General features: G+C 68.0%; 16 protein-coding genes. 5 read left to right on the forward strand and 11 right to left on the reverse strand.

Features of this window, described 5'->3' with window-relative positions; translation table 11 throughout:
- Positions 1-39: 39 nt before the first annotated feature.
- Both gatA and gatC read right to left on the reverse strand, forming a co-directional pair.
- Positions 40-1,521 (reverse strand): Asp-tRNA(Asn)/Glu-tRNA(Gln) amidotransferase subunit GatA, encoded by a 1,482-nt coding sequence (gatA, locus tag G6N09_RS02140; protein ID WP_083024328.1) that lies wholly within the window; start codon positions 1,519-1,521, stop codon positions 40-42.
- On the reverse strand, positions 1,518-1,817 hold the full coding sequence (gatC, locus tag G6N09_RS02145; RefSeq protein ID WP_083024330.1) for an Asp-tRNA(Asn)/Glu-tRNA(Gln) amidotransferase subunit GatC: 300 nt from the start codon (positions 1,815-1,817) through the stop codon (positions 1,518-1,520). The genes gatA and gatC overlap by 4 nt, the downstream gene beginning before the upstream one ends.
- Positions 1,818-1,919: 102 nt before the next feature.
- On the opposite strand from gatC, the gene G6N09_RS02150 reads away from it, so the two are divergent.
- Positions 1,920-2,585 (forward strand): ACT domain-containing protein, encoded by a 666-nt coding sequence (locus G6N09_RS02150; RefSeq protein WP_083024331.1) that lies wholly within the window; start codon positions 1,920-1,922, stop codon positions 2,583-2,585.
- Between the two features lie 6 nt (positions 2,586-2,591).
- Here G6N09_RS02150 and ligA read toward each other — a convergent pair whose 3' ends face one another.
- Positions 2,592-4,682, reverse strand: coding sequence for an NAD-dependent DNA ligase LigA (ligA, locus tag G6N09_RS02155; protein ID WP_083024555.1), 2,091 nt, complete (start codon positions 4,680-4,682; stop codon positions 2,592-2,594).
- A gap of 33 nt (positions 4,683-4,715) precedes the next feature.
- Between ligA and G6N09_RS02160 the strand changes: the two genes are divergently transcribed.
- Positions 4,716-5,111 carry an MmcQ/YjbR family DNA-binding protein gene (locus G6N09_RS02160; protein WP_083024334.1) on the forward strand — a complete coding sequence of 132 codons (396 nt, stop codon included), beginning with the start codon at positions 4,716-4,718 and terminating at the stop codon, positions 5,109-5,111.
- Between the two features lie 29 nt (positions 5,112-5,140).
- On the opposite strand, the gene G6N09_RS02165 is transcribed toward G6N09_RS02160, so the two are convergent.
- Positions 5,141-6,154, reverse strand: a complete 1,014-nt coding sequence (locus tag G6N09_RS02165) for a methionine synthase (protein ID WP_083024337.1) — start codon at positions 6,152-6,154, stop codon at positions 5,141-5,143.
- 57 nt (positions 6,155-6,211) lie between these two features.
- Here G6N09_RS02165 and G6N09_RS02170 point away from each other — a divergent pair, with 57 nt between their 5' ends.
- Complete coding sequence (locus G6N09_RS02170; RefSeq protein ID WP_407662634.1) at positions 6,212-6,841, forward strand: sensor domain-containing protein; 630 nt, start codon at positions 6,212-6,214, stop codon at positions 6,839-6,841.
- Between the two features lie 29 nt (positions 6,842-6,870).
- On the opposite strand, the gene G6N09_RS02175 is transcribed toward G6N09_RS02170, so the two are convergent.
- On the reverse strand, positions 6,871-7,503 hold the full coding sequence (locus tag G6N09_RS02175; protein WP_083024339.1) for a TetR/AcrR family transcriptional regulator: 633 nt from the start codon (positions 7,501-7,503) through the stop codon (positions 6,871-6,873).
- Positions 7,504-7,676: 173 nt separating this feature from the next.
- Between G6N09_RS02175 and G6N09_RS02180 the strand changes: the two genes are divergently transcribed.
- A complete protein-coding gene (locus G6N09_RS02180; protein WP_083024342.1) occupies positions 7,677-10,601 on the forward strand; it encodes a DUF3500 domain-containing protein in 2,925 nt (974 codons plus the stop codon).
- A 37-nt stretch (positions 10,602-10,638) separates the two neighbouring features.
- Complete coding sequence (locus G6N09_RS02185) at positions 10,639-11,421, forward strand: SDR family oxidoreductase (RefSeq protein WP_083024558.1); 783 nt, start codon at positions 10,639-10,641, stop codon at positions 11,419-11,421.
- A 10-nt stretch (positions 11,422-11,431) separates the two neighbouring features.
- Here the strand turns inward: G6N09_RS02185 and mnmA are convergent, their stop codons facing one another.
- The 6 genes from mnmA to G6N09_RS02215 form a co-directional block, all read right to left on the reverse strand.
- Positions 11,432-12,505, reverse strand: coding sequence for a tRNA 2-thiouridine(34) synthase MnmA (mnmA, locus tag G6N09_RS02190; RefSeq protein ID WP_083024345.1), 1,074 nt, complete (start codon positions 12,503-12,505; stop codon positions 11,432-11,434).
- Positions 12,502-13,686: a cysteine desulfurase family protein gene (locus G6N09_RS02195; RefSeq protein ID WP_083024347.1), complete on the reverse strand. Its 1,185-nt coding sequence runs from the start codon at positions 13,684-13,686 to the stop codon at positions 12,502-12,504. The genes mnmA and G6N09_RS02195 overlap by 4 nt, the downstream gene beginning before the upstream one ends.
- 62 nt (positions 13,687-13,748) lie before the next feature.
- Positions 13,749-14,567 (reverse strand): lysophospholipid acyltransferase family protein, encoded by an 819-nt coding sequence (locus G6N09_RS02200; protein ID WP_083024350.1) that lies wholly within the window; start codon positions 14,565-14,567, stop codon positions 13,749-13,751.
- Positions 14,564-15,430 carry a GNAT family N-acetyltransferase gene (locus G6N09_RS02205; protein ID WP_083024353.1) on the reverse strand — a complete coding sequence of 289 codons (867 nt, stop codon included), beginning with the start codon at positions 15,428-15,430 and terminating at the stop codon, positions 14,564-14,566. The genes G6N09_RS02200 and G6N09_RS02205 overlap by 4 nt, the downstream gene beginning before the upstream one ends.
- A 172-nt stretch (positions 15,431-15,602) precedes the next feature.
- A complete protein-coding gene (locus G6N09_RS02210) occupies positions 15,603-16,331 on the reverse strand; it encodes an SDR family NAD(P)-dependent oxidoreductase (protein WP_083024356.1) in 729 nt (242 codons plus the stop codon).
- Positions 16,328-16,666, reverse strand: a complete 339-nt coding sequence (locus G6N09_RS02215; protein WP_234806952.1) for a hypothetical protein — start codon at positions 16,664-16,666, stop codon at positions 16,328-16,330. Before G6N09_RS02215 ends, G6N09_RS02210 begins: the two co-directional genes overlap by 4 nt.
- Positions 16,667-16,721: the final 55 nt, after the last annotated feature.

Consider the following 16,721-nt stretch of genomic DNA (forward strand, 5'->3'; position numbering starts at 1 on the left):
ACTTTCCTCGCCGAAAGCACGCTCGGGGGTCAAACCGGCTCAGATCGCGGCGGGCAACTCCCCGCGGGCGGCCTCGTAGGCCGCGCCCACCCGGTACAACCTGTCGTCGGCCAAGGCGGGCGCCATGATCTGTAGGCCCACGGGGAGCCCGTCGTCGCCGGACAGCCCGGACGGTACCGACATGCCGCAGTGCCCAGCCAGGTTCAGCGGCAGGGTGCACAGGTCGAACAGGTACATCGCGAGCGGGTCATCGACCTTCTCACCCAGCCGGAACGCCGTGGTGGGCGTGGTAGGGGAGATCAGCACGTCGACGGACTGATACGCCTCGTCCAGGTCGCGGGCGATCAGGGTTCGCACCTTCTGCGCCTGGTTGTAGTAGGCGTCGTAGTAACCCGCGGACAGCGCATAGGTGCCGAGCATGATCCGGCGTTTGACCTCAGGTCCAAAGCCTGCCGCCCGGGTCAGCGCCATCACCTCCTCGGCACTGTGGGTGCCGTCGTCGCCGACCCGCAGCCCGAAGCGCATCGCGTCGAAGCGAGCCAGGTTGGACGAGACCTCCGAGGGCAGGATCAGATAGTAGGCCGACAGGGAGTAGTCGAAGTGCGGACAGTCCACCTCAGAGACCTGTGCGCCCAACGCTTTCAACTGTTCGACGGCGGCGTTGAACGACGCCAGCACACCCGGCTGGTAGCCCTCCCCGCTGTGCAGCTGGCGCACCACGCCGATCCGAACACCGGACAGATCACCGGTGGCACCGGCGCGTGCGGCGCCCACGACATCGGGCACGGGCGCGTCCAGTGAGGTGGAGTCGCGCGGGTCGTGTCCAGCGATCACCTGATGCAGCAGCGCAGTGTCGAGCACGGTGCGTGCGCACGGCCCGCCCTGGTCCAGTGACGACGCACACGCCACCAGTCCGTAGCGGCTCACGGTGCCGTAGGTGGGCTTGACGCCTACCGTTGCGGTCAGCGCGGCCGGCTGCCGGATCGAACCGCCGGTGTCGGTACCGATGGCCAGTGGGGCTTGAAACGCCGCCAGCGCCGCGGCGCTACCGCCACCGGATCCCCCCGGCACCCGCTCGACATCCCACGGGTTGCGCGTCGGACCGAATGCGGAGTTCTCCGTGGACGAGCCCATGGCGAACTCGTCCATGTTGGTCTTGCCCAGGATCGGGATGCCGGCCGCACGCAGTCGGGCAGTGACGGTGGCGTCGTAGGGAGGCTGCCAGCCGTCCAGAATCTTCGATCCGCAGGTGGTGGGCGAGTCGACGGTGGTGAACACATCCTTGAGCGCCAACGGAACGCCGGCCAGCGCCGACGGTGCCTCGCCGGCGGCAATGGCCTTGTCGGCGGCTTCCGCCGCGACCAGCGCGGCGTCGGCGGCGACGTGCAGGAAGGCCCCGTACCGGTCATCGGTGGCCGCGATCTGGTCCAGATGCGCGCGGGTGACCTCGACCGAGGAGACCTCACGGGCGGCGATCTTGGTCGCCAGAGTGGCCGCGTCGAGGCGGATCAACTCACTCACTGGCCCTCCCCCAGAATCTGCGGGACCGCAAAGCGGTTCTCGGCGGTGCGCGGCGCGGCGGCCAGCGCTTGAGCCTGGGTAAGCCCTGCGACGATCTCATCGGGCCTGGTGACGTTGACGTCCTTGAGCGGATTGTCAGTGGCCTCGACGCCGGTGACGTCTACGGCCGCAATCGTGCTGACATGAGTCAGAATCGCATCGAGTTGGCCGGCGAAGCCGTCCAACTCGTCGTCGGTCAGCGCCAGCCGAGCCAAGCGGGCCAGGTGCGCTACGTCGTCACGGGAGATCTGGGACACGGGTGCAAAGCCTAGTCGCCACCGTTGAAGCCCCGTGCGGCGGCGAGCGTGAGACCGGCCTCACTTTCGGCGACGCGGCCTGGCACTGTGGGAAAGTTGCCCATGCCTTCCTATCTGCTGCGCGTCGAACTCGACGACCGCCCCGGCAGCCTCGGCTCCCTCGCCGTGGGCCTGGGCTCAGTGGGGGCCGACATCTTGTCCCTGGACGTTGTCGACCGCGGCACCGGTTCGGCGATCGACGATCTGGTGGTCGAGCTGCCGCAGGGATCGATGCCCGATGTGCTGATCACCGCCGCCGAGCGGCTGCCCGGGGTTCGGGTGCACAGCATTCGTCCGCACACCGGCCTGCTGGATGCGCACCGTGAGCTTGAGCTGATCGATCATGTCGCGGCCGCCGGAGACCGCAGCGCCAAGCTGGCGAAGTTGGCCAACGAAACGCCCCGTGTGCTGCGGGTCAGCTGGTGTGTGGTGCTGCGCGCCGAGGGCTCCGACGGGGGATTCCGCCGCCTGGCCGGCAGCCCGGGAACGCCGGAGACCCAGGTCGAGGCGGTGCCATGGTTGCCGATCGAGCGGCCGACCGCCCTGGACAACACCGCCACATGGGTGCCTTCGGTCTGGCGCGAGATGGATGTCGCCTTGGCCGCGGCACCGCTGGGCAACCCGCGCACCGCGATTGTGCTCGGACGTACTGGAGGCCCGGATTTCCTTCCCGCGGAAGTGGTCCGGCTGGGGTATCTGGCAGGGATCGTGGCGACGCTGCTGCGCTGATCGGCGCTAGAGCTGCGGCGCCGGGTCCTCGGGATCCCCCGGCCCGTCGGCCAGCAGGTGGACGAAACCCTGTTCGTCCAGGACCGGGACCCCGAGCTCGATGGCCTTGTCGTACTTCGAGCCGGGCGCATCGCCGGCCACCACATAGGCGGTCTTCTTCGACACCGAGCCCGCCGCCCGGCCCCCGCGGGCGATGATCGCCTCCTTGGCCTCATCACGCGAGTAGCCGGTCAGCGAGCCGGTCACCACAATGCTGAGCCCCTCCAGGGTGCGCTGGATGCTCTCGTCTCGCTCATCGGCCATCCGCACGCCCGCGGCCCGCCATTTGTCGACGATCGCACGATGCCAGTCGACGTCGAACCATTCGGTGACCGCCGCGGCGATGGTCGGTCCGACGCCTTCAACAGCGGCCAACTGCTCGGTGGTGGCCGCCGTGATGGCAGCCAGACTGCCGAATTCGGTAGCCAGGGCCCGCGCCGCGGTCGGGCCCACGTGACGGATCGACAACGCCACCAATACCCGCCACAGCGGTTGCGCCTTGGCCTTGTCGAGGTTGACCAGCAGCTGCCGACCGTTCTTCGACAGCGCGCCGTCCTTGGTGGTGAACAGGTCGGTGCGCAGCAGGTCGTCTTCGGTGAGCGTGAACAGATCACCCTCATCGCTGATTGCCCCGGCCGCCAACAGCGCCGTTGCCGCCTCATAACCCAACGCTTCGATGTCGAACGCCCCACGGCCAGCCACATGAAACACCCGCTCGCGCAGCTGCGCCGGGCAGGACTGGGAATTGGGACAGCGAATATCGACGTCGGCTTCCTTCGCCGGCGCCAACAGAGTTCCGCATTCCGGACAGTGGGTCGGCATGACGAAGGGGCGCTCACTGCCGTCGCGGAGGTCGACCACGGGTCCGAGTACCTCGGGAATGACATCTCCGGCCTTGCGAATCACCACGGTATCCCCGATCAGCACGCCTTTGCGCTTGACTTCCGAGGCGTTGTGCAACGTGGCCAGCGCCACCGTGGAACCGGCGACCTTGACCGGGGACATGTGTGCGAACGGCGTGACCCGTCCGGTGCGCCCGACGCTGACTCGGATGTCGAGCAGGGTGGTCTGGGCCTCCTCGGGCGGGTACTTGTAGGCCACCGCCCAACGTGGCACCCGCGAGGTAGCGCCGAGCCGGCGCTGCAATGCGCGGTCATCGACTTTGACCACCACACCGTCGATTTCGTGCTCCACGTCGTGGCGGTGTTCGCCCCAGTAGCTGATGCGCTCGGCCACTGCGGCCATACCTTCGACACGCGCGGTATGGGCTGATACCGGCAGGCCCCAGGATTTCATCGCGGCGTAGGCGTCGTGCAGGGTGTCAGGGTTGAAGCCGTCGGCGAAACCCAGTCCGTGACAGACCATGCGCAGGTTGCGCCGGGCGGTGATCGCGGGGTTCTTCTGCCGCAGGGATCCAGCCGCACTGTTGCGGGGGTTGGCAAACGGCGGCTTTCCTTCGGCTACCAGCCCGGCGTTGAGGGCTTCGAAGTCTTCCAGCCGGAAGTAGACTTCGCCGCGTACCTCCAGCACGGCCGGGATCGGGAATTCGGTGTCCGTGTTGAGGTATTCGGGGATGTCGATGATGGTGCGCGCGTTCAGCGTGACGTCCTCACCGACCCGGCCATCGCCGCGGGTGGCGCCGCTGCTCAACCGGCCGTTGCGATACACCAGCCCGAGCGCCACGCCGTCGACCTTGAGTTCACACAGATAGCTGGTGTCGCCGCCGATCTCACCAGTGACCCGGCCAGCCCACGCCGTCAGCTCATCGGGCGAGAAGACATCTTCCAAAGACAGCATGCGCTCCAGATGCTCGGCGGGCGCGAACTCCGTGGTGAACCCGGCGCCGCCTACCAGCTGAGTCGGCGAATCGGCGGTGCGCAGTTCCGGATGTGCTTCTTCCAATGCGAGGAGCCGGTTGAACAACTGGTCGAATTCGCCGTCGGTGATGATCGGCGCGTCTTTGACGTAGTAGCGGAACTGATGTTCTCGGACCTCTTCAGCCAGGTCGTGCCACTGCCGCCTGAGGTCCGGGGTCACGCTGTCGGCCTCTGGACTCACCACCGCAGGTTATCTGCTCGCTACCCTGGCGGCATGCCGCACCCAGTCATGTTCCGCGACGGCGATCCAGGTCTGGCGGAGCTGCGCAGCGTCGCGCTGGGCTTTCCGGAGGCGTTCGAGAAGATCTCTCACGGTCGCCCGGTGTTCTGCGCCCCCAAGATGTTCGCCGTCTACGGCGGTGCCAGCAAGGCCACCAGCGCGGTGGTGCACTATCCCCATGCGCTTCTGATCAAGGTTGATGAGTCCGAGCGGCGTGCGCTGGAACAGGACAGCCGGTTCTTCTCACCCATGTATTTTGGCCCGTCCGGCTGGCTTGGCCTGGATTTCACTGCGACGGAGGTGGATTGGGACGAGGTTAGGGAGCTGGTCGATGCGTCGTTTCGGCTGACCGCGCCGCAGCGGCTGATCAGGCTGATGGACGGGTCCTGACGCTGCGGCGTGCAGACCTGCCGCTGCAGCTATAGCGCCTCGGGGTCGTTGACCAGCGCCTCGCCGACTTTGCGGACCAGACCGACCGCGGTGCGGGCCCACACCGCACTGGCCCCGGCCAATCCGCAGGTCGGGCTGATACCAACGCGCTCGGCCAGGACCGCGCGGGAAAATCCGATCCGGTCGGTGATCGCCGCCACCGAGGCCGCCAGCTCTTCCACGGCGAGGACCCGCGCCGGGGCGAGCGCAGGAACGAGTCCCACCACCACGGTGCGGCCGGAGTCGACGAATGCGCCGAGCTGGTCGTAATCGCCGGGCGCCAACGCGGTGCAGTCCAACGACAGCGCCGTGATAACACTGCGCTGCAACACGTTCCACGGAAGATCCGTTGCGCAGGTGTGCACCAGCACCTCGCCGCCGATCGTTTCGAAGCAGGTGTCGAGCAGCGCGGTGGCCACCAACTCATCGATGGCGGCCACTGGACTGAAGGCGGTAACTCCAGCCAGTCGGCCGGCGACCGCCGCGGCAAGGGACGGCTCATCGAGCTGCACCACCACCGGCGTGTCCAGTCGACGGGACAGCTCGGCCCGGTGCGTCTTGAGCCCTTCGGCCAGTGACGCGGCCAGGTCACGCACCGCACCAGGATCAGTAATCGCCCGGTGCCCATTGGCCAGTTCCACCTGCGCAGCCAGGGTCAACGGCCCAGCCGCCTGCACTTTGACCGGGTGCGAGCTCCCGCGTAGTCCAGCGACTTCCCACGCCTCTTCCAAGGCGTCGATGTCCTCGCCGAGCAGGCTCGCGGCGCGGCGACTCACCGCGCCGGGGCGGGCCACCAACCGATACCCACGCGGGGCGGTGTCGACGGCGATGTCGACCAGCAGTGCGCCGGTCCGGCCGATCATGTCTGCGCCCACGCCGCGACCCGGCAACTCGGCCAGATGGGCCAGGCTCCCGCCCAGCTCACCGACCACCACCTCGGCCGCCGCACGCGCCGAGGTGCCCGGCCACGACCCGAGTCCGGTCCCGGTGGCGAAAGCACTCACCGGGCAACCGTATTGAAGTGACATTGCCCTCGGCACAGCGGGGCTAGCCTTCGGTGCGTGAGGAAGTGGGGACTGGTGCCGGTCTGGGCGGCGATGGCGGCCGTGGCGAGCTGCAGCCGTGTGGTCAGCGGAACGGCACTGCCGCCGGTGGCACTGCCCATATCCGACGGGGGCGTGCAGCTCGGCCGGATCATGCTCGGCACAGCGCGGATGCGGGCCATCCTCGGCGCCGATGAGCAGTTGACGATCATCCCCACCATGGATTCAGCCTCGCCCACAGACGTCGACGACCTTGCTGCCACCGTCCCCCCGCCGTGCCGCTTCATCTTCGCTGATACCGCGGTATTCGGCTCGGCTGCAACACTTTTCCACAAGACCACCTACCAATACCCGCCTCAGGCCGCGATGATCTCCGAGGGGGCCGCCGTCTACCCCGATGCCGACGCCTCCCACCATGCACTCACAACGCTGGAGGCCGCCGTCGGCAAATGCGCCGACACCTCGGCCGGGCCGGGGTTGGTCACCGAGTGGGCCTCCGACGACGAGTCCCTCCATACCCGCGCCGGCGCCTGCGGCCGCTCGTACCGAGCCAAGTCGGTAGTCCTCCTGGAGGTCACCTACTGCGGCTTTTCCGAGCCCGATGCCGACCTGGTGGTGACGAACATGGCCGCGGCGATACCTGACTAGACGTCACGCCTGACCGTCTAGCCATGTGGCTACGCGGACATGGCACGGGCCCGTGCGGCGATGCCGTCGGCGCGCCGGCGGGCAACACCGAGCAAACGCAGATGCGCCACCGCGATCGCCTCGCCGGTGTCATCGGGGTCCGCCCCGGCCAGGACCTCTCGGGCACCCACGGCGAGTACGGCGACCAGGATGTCCACCACCAGGTGACGCGGACTGATGATGTCGAACTCACCGGCGTGGACACCGGCACGGACGTCATCGTCGATCTGAACCGAAGAACGCCGTGCTGCGTCGTGGTGCTGCTCCAGATACTGCGTCATGATCGCGCCGAGTTCCCGGTTGGCTGCGATCGCCCGCATGGTCCCGACCGCACCTATGGCGATTCGGGCTGAATAGCTTCCGGTGCGCTGGACCTCGGCCAGGCGCGCCACGTGATCGCCGAGTACCACCGCAGCAACGGCTTCCTCGAGCTCCTGCTTGTTGGAAAAGTAGTGATAGAAGATGCCGTTGGAGACTCCGGCGGCCTGAGTGAGGCGTAGCACGGAGGTGGCTGCCACGCCGTCCTCGGCGAACATGGCGATCGCGGTTCGGATCAGGTGATCACGCCGTTGATCGGGACTGAGGCGGGCCCGCTTCTTCGCCTCGCCAGCAGGGCTGGGCACATCTACTCCTTCACTGCGGCGACGTCCAGGATCGCCCCGCTCTGCAGGTTATCAACGACGCCAGCTGGCACCGGTGGTTTCCGTGACCTTTGCTGAGATCCTTGTCAATAACTATTGAGATCATTCTCAATACTAGCTACGGTGGAGGTGTCGTCACAGCGAAAGGACCTCAGATGGCTGCCACAGATACTCAGGAAGGCGTTCCGGTCGTTGTGGCCGGCGGCGGGATCGTCGGCGTGACCCTCGCCCTGCTACTGGCCCGCCGCGGCGTCTCGACCGTGGTACTCGAGCGTGACGAGCAGCCCCGCACACTGCCGCGAGCGCACGCAGTCAACCCCCGCACCATCGAGATCCTGCGCGAGCTCTCCGTGGATGTCGGCGCGCTGCGTGATATCGCCGCGCCTGCGGAGTTGACCAGTGAGGTCCGATTTGTGACCACCTTGAGCGGGGTGTGCTTCGGGTCGCTGCCCTACGAAAGACAAGGCGACGGCATCGGCGACCTGGCCGCTACGGGGACGTTGAACATCCCGCAGCCAGACCTGGAGGCCGTTTTGTTCGATCGCGCTGCCGCCGAACCGCTGATCGATCTGCGCCGCGGCCACGAGTGGGTCTCGGCCCAGCAGGATCGCGATGAGGTCACCAGCACCGTGCGCGGCCCCGGCGAGTGCTATCGGGTGACCTCGCAGTTCCTGGTGGCCTGCGACGGCGCAGGCAGCACGGTCCGCGCCGAACTGGGTGTGCCGATGTCGGGGGTTGCCAACATCGCCTCCGCGGTGTCGATGACCTTCGCCGCCGACCTGACCGAGGTGGTGCGTACCCGTCCCGGAGTGCTGAACTGGGTACTGGCCCCGTCGCTGAAAGGCACCCTGTTGGCCTACCAACCCGAAGGGTTGTGGACCTACAACGTCGCGTTGCCGCCGGGGCGAGTCGATATGTCCGGCTTCACCCCGGAACTGGCGCTCGGACATATCCGGGCGGCCCTGGGGCCCGGTGCCGAACACGTAGCCGTTGAGGTCATCGCCTCGACCCCGTGGACGCTCAACGCAGAAGTCGCGCAGCAATATCGGATCGGCAACATCTTTCTGGCCGGCGACGCGGCACACCGATTCCCGCCTACCGGAGGCCTCGGCCTCAACACCGGACTTCAAGACGTCCACAACCTTGCTTGGAAGCTGGCCGCCGTCTCAGACGGCTGGGCACCGTCGTCGCTGCTGAATACCTACCAGGCCGAACGGCAGCGGGTGGCGCGGCGCAACGCCGACCAGAGCCTGACCAATCTCGGGGCGATCCGGGCGCTCGACATCTTCAACCCGGTCGCCCAGGACGACGTCAAGGCCGCGGCTTTCACGGCCGATCCGGCAAACGCCGAAGTCATCGCGGAGGTGATCGAGCGTCAACGCCCCCACTTCGACTCGGTGGCACTCCAGCTGGGCTTCTCCTATGACCCGGGCGAGCCCGAGGTCGCCGACGTCACCGATTTCCAGCCCCGCGCGATCGCCGGGCGGAGATTGCCGCACGGCTGGCTCGACGCAGGCGGAGCCCGCACAGCGGTCCTCGATCTGGTGGATCCCGGGGCCTTCACTGTGTTGCTCCTCGACGCGACCACTGCACCGGCGATCAACTCCCGCTACCCGATCAAGGTGGTGCGCCTTGACCGTGACGCACCCGACGTCGCCGACTGGATCAAAGCGGTAGAGCTCACCGATACGGCAGCGCTGCTGATTCGCCCCGACGGCCATATCCTGGCCGTCGCTGCCCAGCCTGCGGAGCTGGCAAGCTTCGAACCGGCAATCGACGTGCTGCTGGACGGCCCCGCATCCGACGATTCGACGCATCGCGATCCGCCTCCGGAGGGCTTCCGTCGGTATCTCTACCCGCCCAATCACCCGCGGCTGGCCGGTCTCGACCACTACGACGCCGCCGGCTACTCCGACGCCATGTGTCATGCGCCGCTGCTCGGCGATGCCCTCAAGTGGTGGAAGCACCTGTTCGAGTCCGGCACTTTCACCGGTATCACCAACGACGGCAGCCGCCGCGACGACCTCTACCCGGTGGGGGGCCACGAGGACGCCCCCACCGGCGCCGCCCTCACCGCCGCCAACGCGTTGATCGAGGCCGTCTCCGAGACCGACCGCCGACAGCTGGTACACCCGGTCAACAGCAAGGTGTGGCGGGCGTGGATGAATCCGGAGTTCTACGTGAACCGGTTCGGGCTACGCCTCGAAGAGCACGATGAAACCGTTCGGGCTCGTGCCCACGAGCTGATCCGGGCCAGCGTCAGCGCGGAGGGTTACGACCTGATTCGCAGCATCATGGCCACCAACGGCTTTCTCGGCGAGTTGGTCCAGCTTCCCCGGCTGCTCAACGAAAACAGCTACAACATCAATATCTTCGGCACCCCTTCGGCCGACGAACCATGGGGCTGGAACCTCTACGGTCACCACCTGTGCCTCAACTGCCTGTTCATCGGCGACCAGCAGGTGTTCACCCCGATCTTCCTCGGCGCCGAGCCCAATGAGATCGACACCGGCGCCCACGCCGGTACCGTGCTGTTCACCGAACACCAACTAGGCGGGCTGAACCTGGTGCGATCACTGCCCTCCGAGCTTGCCGCGCAGGCGATTCTGTACCACGCCAAGCGCGATCCCACGATGCCTGCGGGCCGGGTGCACCCCGCTGACGAGCTTCATCTGGCCGGCATGTTCCAGGACAACCGCGAAATTCCCTATGAAGGCCTGAACCTGGCGTCCTGCCCGGAGCCTCTCCGCGAAGCCACGCTGGAACTGGTCGAGGTCTTCCTGCGCTACCAGCCCGACGGGCCGCGCAGCGCCCGGCTGGCCAGCGTTCGTGACTATCTCGACCAGACCTGGTTCTGCTGGATAGGTGGCACCGACGACAGCTCCCCGTTCTACTACCGGATCCAAAGTCCGGTCATCCTGATCGAGTTCGATCATCACGCGGGCGTCTTCTTGAGTAACAGTGAGCCCGAACGCTTCCACGTCCACACCGTGGTGCGCACACCCAACGGCAACGACTACGGCGCGGAGCTGGTCTGTCGCCACACCGGAAGCCCCCAGTCACTCGATGGTCCGCAATGACGTCGACCGTGCCGAACACCCACGGAAGGGCACTCTCATGGATCTAGGTATCGCCGGCCGCTGGGCAGTAGTGGGAGCCTCCAGTAGGGGTCTGGGGCGCGCCTGCGCCCAAGCCCTTGCCGCCGAAGGGGTCAACGTGGTGATCAACGGCCGCGACCGTGTGTCGCTGCAGGCCACTGTGGCCGACCTGTCCGGCGCCCATCCCGACGTCGCTGTCCGGGCGGTGGTCGCGGACCTGGCTACGGCGACGGGTCGCGCTGAGCTGCTCGACGTCTGTCCCAATCCGGACATCCTGGTAACTAACAACGCAGGGCCGCAACCGGGTTCGCTGCTCGATATCGACGACGCGGCACTGACCCATGCCCTGGAAGGGCATTTCTTTGCGCCGATCGCTCTGGTCCGGGCCGTGATCGGCGGCATGCGCGAGCGGCGGTTCGGTCGGATCGTCAACATCACCTCGGCGATGGTGGCCACCCCCAACCCGCTGATGGCCGCGTCCTCAGGTGCACGTACAGGTCTGACTTCGGTGATGAAGGGTCTGCAGCGCCAGACGGTTTCCGACAACGTGACGATCAACCAGCTGATGCCGGAGCGGATCGACTCCGGCCGTCAGCAACAGCTGGCGACGTTGGAGGCTGCAGCTCTGGGGATCAGTGTGGAGGCTGCCCGGCAACGCCAAGCGGCGTCGATCGCCGCCGGTCGCCTCGGGGAGCCCGCCGAAGTGGGTGCCGCGTGCGCGTTCCTGTGCAGCGCGCACGCCGGCTACATCTCCGGAGTCAGTCTGCGCCTGGACGGCGGCAGCTATCCGGGACTGCTGTGAGACGGGTCGGCTAGGCCGTGTCTCCGATGGTCGCGCTGGCGATCACCTCGTCGCCGTGCGCGTCCGGGCGGTAGCAGGCCAGGGTCTGTCCGCGGGCCACGCCGCGCAACGGCTCACGCAGTTGCACCCGCAACTCCTCGCCGACCAATTCGGCGACCGCCCCGACAGTCTCACCATGGGCGCGCACCTGTACCTCGCACTCGACTGGGCCAGACCACGGCTGCCCGGCGGTGAACACCGGTGACCGCCCGATCAGCTCGACCACGTTCAAGTCGGTGGCCGACCCGACCGTGACCGTGCCGGTCGCGGCATCGATACCGGTGACATAACGCGGCTGACCATCCGGGCCGGGTCCGGCGATGCCGAGGCCTTTGCGTTGCCCGATGGTGAAACCGTGCACGCCGTCGTGCTGCGCCAACACCGACCCGCTGCCGTCCACCACAGCTCCGGGCCGTACTCCGATATGGCCACCGAGGAAGGTGCGCGTGTCGCCGGTCGGAATGAAGCAGATGTCGTGACTGTCGGGCTTGCTCGCCACCGCCAGGCCGCGTTCGGCGGCTTCGGCACGGATCTGCGGCTTGGGGGTGTCCCCGATCGGGAACGCGGCGTGACGAAGCTGTTCGGCGGACAACACCGCGAGCACGTAGGACTGGTCCTTGCCGGCGTCCACCGCGCGACGCAGCCGACCATCGGTGAGCCGAGCGTAATGACCGGTGGCCACCATGTCGAAGCCGAGCGCGAGAGCCCGGGCAGCCAGCGCGGAGAACTTGATCTTCTCGTTGCACCGCATGCAGGGGTTGGGGGTCTCGCCACGTGCGTAGGACTCGACGAAGTCGTCGATCACCTCGTCCTTGAACTGCTCGGAGAAGTCCCACACGTAGAACGGGATGCCCAGTACGTCGGCGACCCGGCGGGCGTCGTCGGAGTCCTCCCGCGAGCAACAGCCCCGCGAACCGGTCCGCAAGGTGCCTGGGTTGCGCGACAGTGCCAGATGCACGCCGACCACGTCATGCCCGGCGTCAACCATGCGGGCCGCAGCCACCGAGGAATCCACTCCGCCGCTCATCGCGGCGACCACCTTCATCGCAACACCCCCGCGGCGGCCAGCATTGCGTGGCGGGCCCGTTCCACCGCGCCGGGAAGTACCGACAGCACCGCGTCCACGTCACTGTCCACGCTGGTGTGGCCCAACGACACGCGCAGCGAGCCGCGGGCGGCCACCGGGTCAGCACCCATGGCAGTCAGCACGTGTGAGGGTTGCGGCACACCGGCGGTGCACGCCGATCCGGTGGAGCACTCGATACCGTTGGCGTCCAACAACATCAGCAGGGAATCGCCCTCGCAGCCGGCGAAGGTGAAGTGCGCATTACCCGGCAACCGCTGGGTAAGTGACCCGTTGAGGCGAGTGTCTTCGATGCCGGCCAGCACGCCCTCGACGAGCCGATCGCGCAGCGCCGCAACGCGCGCGGAGGTCTCCGCCAACGAACCCACGGCAATGCTCAGCGCCGTGGCCATCCCGACCGAGCCGGCGACATCGGGAGTGCCCGAACGGATGTCGCGCTCCTGTCCCCCACCGTGTGTGAGCGGAACACAGGCCACATCGCGACGAATCAGCAGTGCGCCGGTCCCGCAGGGCCCACCGAATTTGTGGGCGGTCAGGCTCAACGCTGACAGTCCGCTGTCACCGAAATCGACCGGTAGCTGCCCGACGGCCTGTACGGCATCGGAGTGCACCGGTACCCCGAACTCACCGGCGATCGCGGCCAGTTCGGTGACCGGCAACACCGTGCCGACTTCATTGTTGGCCCACATCGCCGTCACCAGGGCAACGTCCTCGGCCCGGCCGCCGTCCAATTCCGCACGCAGCGCATCCGGTGACACTGACCCCTCGGCGTCAGTGGGCAGCCAGGTGATCTCGGCACCCTCGTGTTCGGCAAGCCAGCCCACCGAATCCAGGACCGCGTGGTGCTCAACCTCGGTGGTGATGATCCGACGGCGCCGGGCGTCGGCGTCGCGGCGGGCCCAGTAGATGCCCTTGACCGCCAGGTTGTCGCCGTCGGTGCCGCCCGCGGTGAACACCACTTCCGAGGGGCGTGCACCGAGCTGCGCGGCGATCGACTCCCGGGACTCCTCCATCCGGCGGCGGGCGGCGCGGCCGGCCGCGTGCAGGGAGGACGCGTTTCCCACTGTGCCCAGCACAGCCGCCATCGCCTCGATGGCTAGCGGGTGCATCGGGGTGGTGGCAGCGTGATCCAGATAGACCATGACCTGCCCAGGATACCGGGCAGCTGCCGAGCGCCCGGCGCAGCGGCGGGCGGCCGCGCAGCTCAACAGGCCACACGCGTCCGCCGGCGCCGCTGCGCCCGTGATCCCGCCGCCGCCTGGCAGCGGGCGGCCAGCTCGCGCCGATCGGTTCCTGGCAGTTGAAGTGCCGCGACGTGGACCAGCGCGACCGTTCGTCGCGTCGTGATCAGGCGACGCATCGAGGCGAGCAGGGTGTCGTCGCCGACGAAGGCCGGCACGGTCGACACAGCACCGTCGTGGTGGTGGTAGCTCAGTTGCAGCGGCTGTACCGGCCGAGCCGCATCTACGGCAGCCTGGAACATCGCCGGGTAGAACCGTCCGCGGGCACGCCCACACCAGGTGGTGCCTTCCGGAAACGCCACGACGGTGCGGCCGGCCCGCAACCGGTCCGCGACGGTGTCCACCACGGCCGGCAACCGCCGCAGACTGTCCCGCTCGATGGGAATGATTCGCATCATCCGGGCCAGCGTTCCGATACCGGGCCAGCTGATCAGGTCGGCGCGCGCAACAAATGTGCCCGGCGAAATCGCGCCGATCACGAACACGTCCAGCCAGGAGACGTGCGGGCTGACCACCAACATGCCGCGCAGGTTGCGGACCGGCCCGCCGGTCGCGGTCACCCGCACCCCGAACACGCGCAACACCAGTCGGCAACAACCGCGCTGTAGCCGCACCCGCCCAGGGATCGGCGCCGCCAGCAGCGGCAGCAGCGGTGCCACCAGCATCACCAGCGCAAGCCGCAGCCCAACCACACCCGGGAACGGCCGGTCGCCGCCGCTGCGCACGCAGCTGGGCGTACAGACCGCCTGGGGCGTCCAGGCACCCACCGCCCTGGGGTTCACGCCGGCATCGTGGCGTCGCCGGCTTGCGCGGTCCCCGACACCGCCGATGCCGCGGAGACCGATCGCAGTCGCCGCAGGTAGCGGGTGTCGGCCTCGCTGCGGCGCAGCAGGGCCGGGAAGTCCCCCACCCCGAAGTCCGGATCGTGGGCGGGGTCACCGCAGACTCGGGCACCCAGCCGCAGGTAGCCGCGCAGCAGCGGCGGCATGGTGGGGCGTGCCGGCGACGCGATGTCGTCGAGGCTGCGACCGTCGACCTCCACCGGCCGATACGGCGTCACTCGGTAGTCCGAGGCGTGCCGTCGGCGCACGAAGTCGCGGACCCCGCGGATCTGGCTGCCCGGGGCACCCTCGCCGCGCACCGGCACCGAGACACAGCCGGTGATGTAGTCGTACTGGTAGCGGTCCAGATAGGCCAGGATCCCGGCCCACATCAACAGCACAACGGCGCCGTTGCGGTGTCCGGGCCGAACCACTGCGCGCCCCATTTCCACCAGCGAGGGCCGCAACGGATCCAGTGCGGTGACGTCGAATTCGCTTGCACTGTAAAGACCTCCGGCAGCGATGGCGCCCGTCGGGGGCAGCATCCGGTAGCAGCCGACCAGTTCGCCGGTGGCGTCATCACGCACCATCAGATGGTCGCAGTACTCGTCGAATCGGTCGGCGTCGATGCCTGGGCGGCCGCCGGTGTCGGTGAGGCAGAACCCCGGCTCGGTACTGAAGACCTGGTACCGCAACCGCTGCGCGGCTTCGATCGTGGCCGGGTCGGTGGACAGCAGTAGCGAGTAGCGGGGGTTGTCGGTCCCGGACGAGGCGGGAGAGTCGGTGGCGGGCTCGGGGGCGATGAGAACAGAACCAGTGCTCACACTCAGACACGGTCGCGTAGCCAAGCGGCGACCAGGCAAGCACCGTATGACTTGTCGGTGCACGCTTGGTGACGACTTGTGCTGCAACATCTGGCGCTGAGATTGCATCCAGGGTCGTCGATTCACGCCGCGTTGCGGCCCTGGATGCAATCTCAGCGCAGGCCGGACCGGCTCAGGCTGCGGCTCCGCCGCCATCGGCATGCAGTGTCGAGCCGGTGATGAAGCTGGCCCGCGGCGAAGCGAGGAAGAGCACGGCTTCGGCGATCTCGGCGGCGCGTGCGGTCCGCCGGAGCGGAAGCGCCTGGCCCAGTTCGTCATTGACGTCGCCCCACTGTGCGACGACGCCCTCGGTGGCGGTCGGGCCCGGGGCCACGCTGTTGACCCGAACCCCGTGTGGGCCGAACTCAGCGGCCCAGGTGCGCGTCAGGGATTCCAACGCGGCTTTGGAGGCGCTGTAAGTCGACGCGCCGGGGACACCTTTGTGCGCGACCATGCTGGTGACGTTGACGATGCTGCCCCGCACACGGCGCAACATGCCCGGCACCAGCCCGGCGACCAGGAAATAGGCACCGCGCACGTTGGTGTCGAACGTCGAGGTGAACGACGCCACGTCCTGTTCCACCGTCAGTGCACCGGGGAAGCCGGCGGCGTTGTTCACCACGATGTCCACGGCGTCGCCGCACTGCCTCACCAGAGAGCCCACAGAATCGAGGTCGGCGAGGTCGGCGGCCACGAATCGCACCGCACCGCCGAGTTCGGCGACGGCGGCGGCGCCACGCTCCCTCGAACGGCCGGTGATGATCACCTCGGCGCCATGGCGTGCCAGCAGCCGCGCGGATTCCAGCCCGATGCCCGCGGTCCCGCCGGTCACCAGTGCGGTCTGGCCCGCCAGGTCGTTCATCGCGCCGCCGCCTGCCAATCGACCAGACGGGTGGGGGCCAGGGTCGCGTCGTCGCCGGTGACCAAGCCGGTGCGACCGATCTGGGTGCCGAAGTAGAGCGCCGACGGATCCACGGTGATCGGCAGGGTCTCGCCACGGTCGGCCAACACCAGGGCGGCCAGTTCGGCGAAGGTGAGCTTCTCGGGTCCACCGATATTGACGATCCCGTCAGCGGGCACGCCTTGAGCGGCACGGGCCACTTCGGCGGCCACCTCGGCGCCGGCGATCGCCTGGATCAGGCCTTCGGGGGCCCGCACCTCACCGTCGGCGATGAGGGAGGCGACGATACCTCGCATTCGGCGTCGCGGCCCCGCAAAGACGTCAAAACCCCCGACACGCTAGGCGTGCGGG

The sequence above is a fragment of the Mycolicibacter minnesotensis genome, assembly GCF_010731755.1.
GTDB classification, from domain to species: domain Bacteria; phylum Actinomycetota; class Actinomycetes; order Mycobacteriales; family Mycobacteriaceae; genus Mycobacterium; species Mycobacterium minnesotense.